Raw genomic sequence first — 6,589 nt, 5'->3', positions numbered from 1 at the left:
CGGGGCCTACGGCCGACAGGTACCGCCCGCTCGACGCACCGCGCGCGGCATGTCCTGCCCTCTCGCCGGACGGGAGGCACGGTGCGGCGCCGCCACGCGCCTCCCGTCCGGCCCGCCGTCCCGCCCGACGCCGCCCTGCCGACTGCCCCCGTCCACCGACGCCGCGTGCCCGCTTCCCGGTACCCGCTGCCCGCTGCCCGCGAGCGGGCGAGATCTGTCACGGTCGGGGGCCGCAGGCGACGGATACCGCCCGCTCGGCGGTGGGGGCGCGGCGTGTCCTGCCCGCTCGCGTCGGACGGGGTCGGGCGGACAGGGCGCGGTACGGTGGGCGGGTGTTCGGACGACGTGCTCGCAGCCCCCGCCCCGATGACGCCGGCGCAGACGCCGGTGGGCTCGGCATCGGCGCTCTCGTGCAGGTGGTCGACACCGACCGCGGCGGTGAGCAGTGGGACGGTGCGCCCATCGGGGTGATCGTGGCTCCCGGCGGGGTGCAGCTCGGCGGGATGCAGCGCACCTGGACCGTCGCGTTCGACGAGCCCGCCTACACGAATGACGGCCGCGGCCCCTTCGAGCGCGCGACCGTCCTGGGTCGTCAGCTGGTGCCGGTCGGACCGGCTGCCTCGGACGAGGTCTAGTACTCCTCGTTGCCGCTCTTGAGCATGGCGGCGACGGCCATGCACATGCCCACGCCACCGAGCACGCCGATGCCGATGATGACGCCTGCGATGAGTTCGAGCATTGGTGACTCCTTGGGTTGCGGGGCCGGTGTGGCGGTGGCCGTCGTGGCCGCGTCCAGGCTACCGGATGTGCCTCGGGGCTAGCGGATGCCGCGCATGAGGCGGAGCACCGGCTTCGCGCAGAGGAGCAGCACGACCCCGACCGCGACGGCGACCAGGCCGAGGACGGTGAAGTACGGGACCTCGTTCGTCGGCGAGTAGTACTGCGAGAGCACGCCCGTCGCCGCGGTGCCGAGGGACACCGAGAGGAAGAAGAGCGCGACCATCTGCGTCTGGAACCTCGGCGGTGCCAGCTTCGTCGCGACGGACTGTCCGACCGGGGAGAGCAGGAGCTCGGCGATGGTGAAGACCAGCAGGATGGCAACGAGGGCGATGAGTGGCGTGCCGTTCCGCCCCGTGCCGGCGAACGGCAGGAAGAGCAGGAACGCGATGCCCATGATCCCGGTGCCGAGCGCGAACTTCGTCGGCGTGGACGGCTGACGGTCCCCGAGCTTCGTCCAGATCGCCGCCGCGACACCGGACAGCACGATGATGAAGATCGGGTTGATCGACTGGACCCACGACACCGGCATCTCCCAGTCGCCGAACGAACGGTCGAGGCGCTGGTCCGAGTACTGGGTCACGACGGTGAACTGCTGCTGGTACAGCGACCAGAAGACGGCGCTCGCGATGAACAGCGGGGTGAAGGCGAAGACGCGCGACCGCTCGTCGGCCGTGATGCCGCTGTTCAGGATGACCACGAAGTAGGCGATGGTGGCCACGACGACGATCGCGACGACGACCGTCGGCAGGTTCGACACCGTGAGCAGTCCGGTGAGCACCGACACCACGACGACGACGAGGGCGACGACGACGAGCACGGCGACGAGCGGCAGCCGGCGACGGTCGACCGGGTTGGTGACGTGCCGGACCGACTCCGGCAGCTTGCGCCGACGGATGCCGTACTGCACGAGGCCGGCGGCCATCCCGACCGCGGCGAGCCCGAAGCCGTAGTGGAACCCGAGCGCGGACTGGAGCAGCCCGGTCAGCAACGGACCGAAGAAGGCGCCGAGGTTCACCCCGAGGTAGTACAGCGAGAAGCCGGCGTCACGGCGCGGGTCCTCGCGGCTGTAGAGCCCGCCGACGATCGTCGTGGCGGTGGCCTTGAGGCCGCCGGAGCCGAGCGCGATGAGCACGAGTCCGACCCCGACGCCGGCCACACCCGGGATCAGGGCGAGTCCGATGTGGCCGAGCATGACGACGACCGCGCTCGTGAAGAGCGTCCGGTCGGCACCGATCAGCCGGTCTGCCACCCATGCGCCGATGATCGTGAACAGGTACACGGCGCCGCCGTACGCACCCATGATGCCGTTCGCGACGCCCTCGTCGATGCCGAGGCCGCCACGCGTGACGGTGTAGTACATGTAGATCAGGACGATGCCCTGCATGCCGTAGAACGAGAACCGCTCCCAGAGCTCCACCGCGAAGGGCGTCGACAGCTCGAACGGCTGCCCGAAGAAGGTGCGTTGCTGCGCCGGAGCGCTGGGCGGGGTGGTGCGAGACATCCGTCCACTGTGCCCCCGCACACCCCGCTCGTCCGAATCGAGGCGGGGCGCGTACAAACCTCCGGGGCCGGGTCTTGGAGGATTCCCACCACCACGATGCCGCTCGACTGGTGGCCGTTGTGCGCCCGCACGGCGTTCGACCAACACTCGGCCGAGGTGCCTACCGTGTCGAGTGCAACACGGACAGAGCAGTTCAGGAAGGCTCCCCCATGGTCGACACCGCACCCGCACGCCCCACCTCGACGACCGAGGCCCCGAACGCCGACGCCACGGGCGACCCGGCAGCGGGCACCCCGACGGGCGGCACGGACACCGACGTCCGGATCGACACGACGCTGCTCGGGGAGCTCCTGCTCGGACGCTGGGCCGAGGACCGCCGCATCTCCCGGCGCCTGTCCCGCGACCCCGGGCTGCACAAGATCGAGGGGCAGCCGATCGCGGAGCACCGCGCGCGCGTCCTCGAGCAGCTGCGCGTGCTCGTCGACGCCGGCGCGATCCAGCGGCCGTACCCGACCGAGTTCGGCGGCCAGGAGAACCACGGCGGCAACCTCGCAGCGTTCGAGGAGCTGACGACGGCGGACCCGTCGCTGCAGATCAAGGCCGGCGTGCAGTGGGGGCTGTTCGGGTCCGCCGTGCACCACCTCGGCACCGAGCGCAACCACCGCGAGTTCCTGCCGGGCATCATCCGGTTCGACGTCCCCGGGTGCTTCGCGATGACCGAGACCGGGCACGGCTCGGACGTGCAGAGCATCGCGACGACGGCGACCTACGACCCGGACACGCAGGAGTTCGTCCTGCACACGCCGTTCCGCGGGGCCTGGAAGGACTACATCGGCAACGCGGCCCTGCACGGGCGCGCGGCCGTGGTGTTCGCGAAGCTCGTGACGCAGGGCGTCGACCACGGCGTGCACGCGTTCTACGTGCCGCTCCGCGACGAGGACGGGGCGTTCCTGCCCGGCGTCGGCGGCGAGGACGACGGCGTGAAGGGCGGCCTGAACGGCATCGACAACGGTCGCCTCTGGTTCGACCACGTCCGGGTCCCCCGCACGAACCTGCTGAACCGGTACGGCGACGTCGCCGAGGACGGCACGTACACCTCCCCGATCGCCTCGCCCGGTCGTCGCTTCTTCACGATGCTCGGCACGCTCGTCCAGGGCCGGGTCTCGCTCGACGGCGCCGCCGTGGTCGCGCAGAAGATCGGCCTGCAGATCGCGCTGACCTACGCCGCCGAGCGTCGGCAGTTCCCGACCGGCGGCGGCGACGAGGGCGTGCTGCTCGACTACGGCCGCCACCAGCGCCGACTGATCCCCCGGCTCGCGACGGTCTTCGCGCAGTCCTTCGCGCACGAGAAGCTCCTGCAGACCTTCGACGACGTCTTCAGCGGGCGCGAGGACACCCCCCAGCGGCGCGAGGACCTGGAGACCCAGGCGGCCGCCTTCAAGGCGATGTCCACCTGGTCGGCGCTCGACACGCTGCAGGAGTGCCGCGAGGCCTGCGGCGGCGCCGGGTTCCTCGCCGAGAACCGGCTCACGAGCCTCCGCGCCGACCTCGACGTCTACGTCACCTTCGAGGGCGACAACACGATCCTGCTGCAGCTCGTCGGCAAGCGCCTGCTCACCGACTTCCGGGCGAAGGCCCCCCGGGACGCAGCCTCGACCGCCCGGTTCGTCGCCGCGCAGGCCGCCACGAGGCTCGCCGACGCGTCCGGCATCCGACGTCTCGGGCAGACGGTGGCCGACCGCGGCTCCCTGGCGGCCAGCGTCACGGACCTGCAGGACCCGCGCACGCAGCGCGCGCTGCTCGCCGGCCGTGTCGACACGATGGTGTCGGAGATCGGGGTGCGCCTCGCCTCCGCCGGCAAGGACCGGGCGCGTGCCGCGAAGCTGCTCAACCGCTCGCAGCACGAACTCATCGAGGCCGCGAAGGCCCACGCCGAGCTCATGCAGTGGGACGCGTTCACCGACGCCATCGAGTCCGTCGCCCCCGGTGACACCCGGCGGGTGCTCGTGTGGCTGCGCGACCTCTTCGCCCTCGGGCTCCTGGAGCAGCACCTCGACTGGCACCTGGTGCACGGCCGCCTGTCCGCGCAGCGTGCCCGTGCGGTCTCGGCGTACGTGGACCGGCTGGTCGCCCGTCTCCGCCCGGTGGTCCCGCAGCTCGTCGAGTCGTTCGGCTACGCTCCCGAGCACGTCCGCGCACCGATCGCCCTCGGCGAGGAGCGGGCACGTCAGGAGGAGGCGGCAGCGTGGTTCGCCGCCGAGGCCGCCGCTGGACGCCTGCCGGAGCAGGAGAAGAAGCCCCGTCCGTGATCAACCTCTGAGGGTTGATATCGACGGAATCAACCTTGTAGGGTTGATGGCGGAGGTGCGATGTACGCGGTGACGGTGGACCAGGTGGGCAGTCGCTCGGACGACGACCGGGTGGAACAGGCCATCGACGTCGTCCGATCCGTGTCCGAGGGGCGCGTGGTGCTGCCGCCGGAGCGCACCGCCGGGGACGAGTTCCAGTTCCTGCTCGACGACGCGGGCACCCTGCTCGACGTCGTCTTCGCCCTGGCGCGCACGGACGGGTGGAGCATCGGGATCGGCGTCGGCGACGTCGAGGAGCCGGTGCCGGTCTCGACGCGTGCGGCGCGCGGCGACGCCTTCGTGCAGGCGCGTGCGGCCGTCGACCGGGCGAAGGAGGCCCCCGAGCACCTGGCGCTCGAGGTCGCCCCGGGTCGCCGGCTCGCCACCGCCGACGTCGAACCCCTCGTCGCGCAGACCGTCCGCGCCCGGCAGCGCCGGTCCCGGGAGGGCTGGGAGCTCGCCGACCTGCTGCGCGCCGGCCACTCGCGGACCGAGGCTGCCCGGCTGCTCGGCGTGACCCCGCAGGCGGTCGCCAAGCGCTGGCTCGCCGCGGACCTGCGCTCCGACGACGCCGTGCACGCGGCGCTGACGCGGCTCCTGGCCGAGGCGGACACCCCGGCCGAACCGGCCACCCCTGCAGAAGCGGACACCCCGGCCGAACCGGCCGCCGCTGCTGGAACGGACACCCCGGCATGACGCTCTGGCTGGTCGGGGCACTCGTGCTGCTCGCCGCGGCCGGGCTCAGCGCCGTGCACCGCGTCCCACCGCTCGCCCGTGCGGTCCCCGCGGTCGTGCTCGTCGCCGTCGTCCTCGCCGCCGAGCTCCTCGACCTGGTGCCGGCCGCCCCGTCGACCGCGCTGCACGTGCTCGGGACCACCGCGGTGGTCGCCCTCGGCGTGCTCGCGGGCAGCGCCGTCACCGGGACGGTGCTCGGCTTCGCGATGCGCGACGGCGTCGAACGGGGGCAGCACGGCGGGATACTCGTGTCGCGTGCCGACGAGCCCGCGGTCGTGCGACGCCGTCCGGAGGTGCTCCGGGGCGGGGCGGCGATCGGGTTCCTCGAACGCTTCGCGGTGATCGGCGCGGTGCTGGTGGGGCGGCTCGAGATCGTCGCGGCCGTCGTCGCGGTGAAGGGCCTCGGCCGCTTCTCGGAGCTCGACTCCGCCGAGGCGCGGGAGCGCTTCATCGTCGGGACGCTCACGAGCACCTGCTGGGCCGGGCTCGCCGCCTGGACCGCGATCGGCCTGCCCGCCTGACGGCTCAGGCAAAGGCACCGGCACCGGCACCGGCACCGGCACCGACGTGCCCGCGCATGCAACCCCCACCCGCAACCCGCACCCGCCCTCGCGAGCCCGGCGTGCTCAGCCCTGCTCGGGCCGTCCGAGATCACCGAGCGCGGCCCGCAGGCGCGCCTCGGCGTCGTCGCTGCCCTCGGCGGCGGGGGCCGCAGCAGCAGCGGCCTCGGCGTTCGCCTCGATCACGGCGCGGACGACCTCCTCGCGCTGGATCTTGACCCCGCGCGGAGCGTCGATGCCGATCCGGACCCCGTCCCCGCGGCTGTCGAGGACCGTGATGACGACGTCGTCACCGATGAGGATCCGCTCCCCGACCTTCCGCGTGAGTACCAGCACCCCGTCAGCCTAGCGACACCACCGGCAGCCCCAGACGGTGCACGGACTCCGGCGTGGCGGTCTCCCGCGCGCCGATCGCGACCACGCCCGCGACGGGCACCCGACCGGCGACGGCGAGCACCACGGCCCGCGAGTCCCCGGTCTTCCGTCCGACGTCCACCACGACCCACACCTGGTCGGCTGCGAGCCCCTCGACCGTCGCCGCGTCGTCCCACGCCGACACGCCGAGCAGCGCGTACCCGTTCCGGACGCCCTCGGCGCGCGCGAGGATCCCGGCCCGCCGGTCGGCGGCGTCGGTCGCGCGCAACCCGTACCGTCCGGCGAACACA

At 72.9% G+C, this 6,589-nt stretch carries 6 protein-coding genes and 1 pseudogene; 4 read left to right on the top strand and 3 right to left on the bottom strand.

Annotated elements, in window-relative coordinates; all coding sequences use genetic code 11:
* The first annotated feature begins 332 nt into the window (after positions 1-332).
* On the top strand, positions 333-635 hold the full coding sequence (locus D8M35_RS14770; RefSeq protein ID WP_126892525.1) for a hypothetical protein: 303 nt from the start codon (positions 333-335) through the stop codon (positions 633-635).
* A gap of 182 nt (positions 636-817) precedes the next feature.
* Here D8M35_RS14770 and D8M35_RS14765 read toward each other — a convergent pair whose 3' ends face one another.
* A complete protein-coding gene (locus D8M35_RS14765) occupies positions 818-2,281 on the bottom strand; it encodes a peptide MFS transporter (RefSeq protein ID WP_126892524.1) in 1,464 nt (487 codons plus the stop codon).
* A 209-nt stretch (positions 2,282-2,490) separates the two neighbouring features.
* On the opposite strand from D8M35_RS14765, the gene D8M35_RS14760 reads away from it, so the two are divergent.
* From D8M35_RS14760 to D8M35_RS14750, 3 genes are all read left to right on the top strand, one after another.
* A complete protein-coding gene (locus D8M35_RS14760) occupies positions 2,491-4,590 on the top strand; it encodes an acyl-CoA dehydrogenase (protein ID WP_126892523.1) in 2,100 nt (699 codons plus the stop codon).
* 69 nt (positions 4,591-4,659) lie between these two features.
* Positions 4,660-5,325 carry a DNA-binding protein gene (locus D8M35_RS14755; RefSeq protein ID WP_161972682.1) on the top strand — a complete coding sequence of 222 codons (666 nt, stop codon included), beginning with the start codon at positions 4,660-4,662 and terminating at the stop codon, positions 5,323-5,325.
* A complete protein-coding gene (locus tag D8M35_RS14750; protein WP_126892521.1) occupies positions 5,322-5,885 on the top strand; it encodes a hypothetical protein in 564 nt (187 codons plus the stop codon). The genes D8M35_RS14755 and D8M35_RS14750 overlap by 4 nt, the downstream gene beginning before the upstream one ends.
* A 105-nt stretch (positions 5,886-5,990) precedes the next feature.
* Here the strand turns inward: D8M35_RS14750 and csrA are convergent, their stop codons facing one another.
* Together csrA and D8M35_RS16675 are read right to left on the bottom strand one after the other, a co-directional pair.
* Positions 5,991-6,260, bottom strand: coding sequence for a carbon storage regulator CsrA (csrA, locus tag D8M35_RS14745; RefSeq protein WP_126892520.1), 270 nt, complete (start codon positions 6,258-6,260; stop codon positions 5,991-5,993).
* 4 nt (positions 6,261-6,264) lie between these two features.
* Positions 6,265-6,589: pseudogene (locus D8M35_RS16675) on the bottom strand (hypothetical protein); the annotation flags it as partial.

It is taken from the genome of Curtobacterium sp. HSID17257 (assembly GCF_003989515.1).
Taxonomy (GTDB): Bacteria; Actinomycetota; Actinomycetes; order Actinomycetales; family Microbacteriaceae; genus Curtobacterium.
Note: the sequence above shows the minus strand (reverse complement) of the source record. Positions and strands in the feature narration are given on the sequence as shown.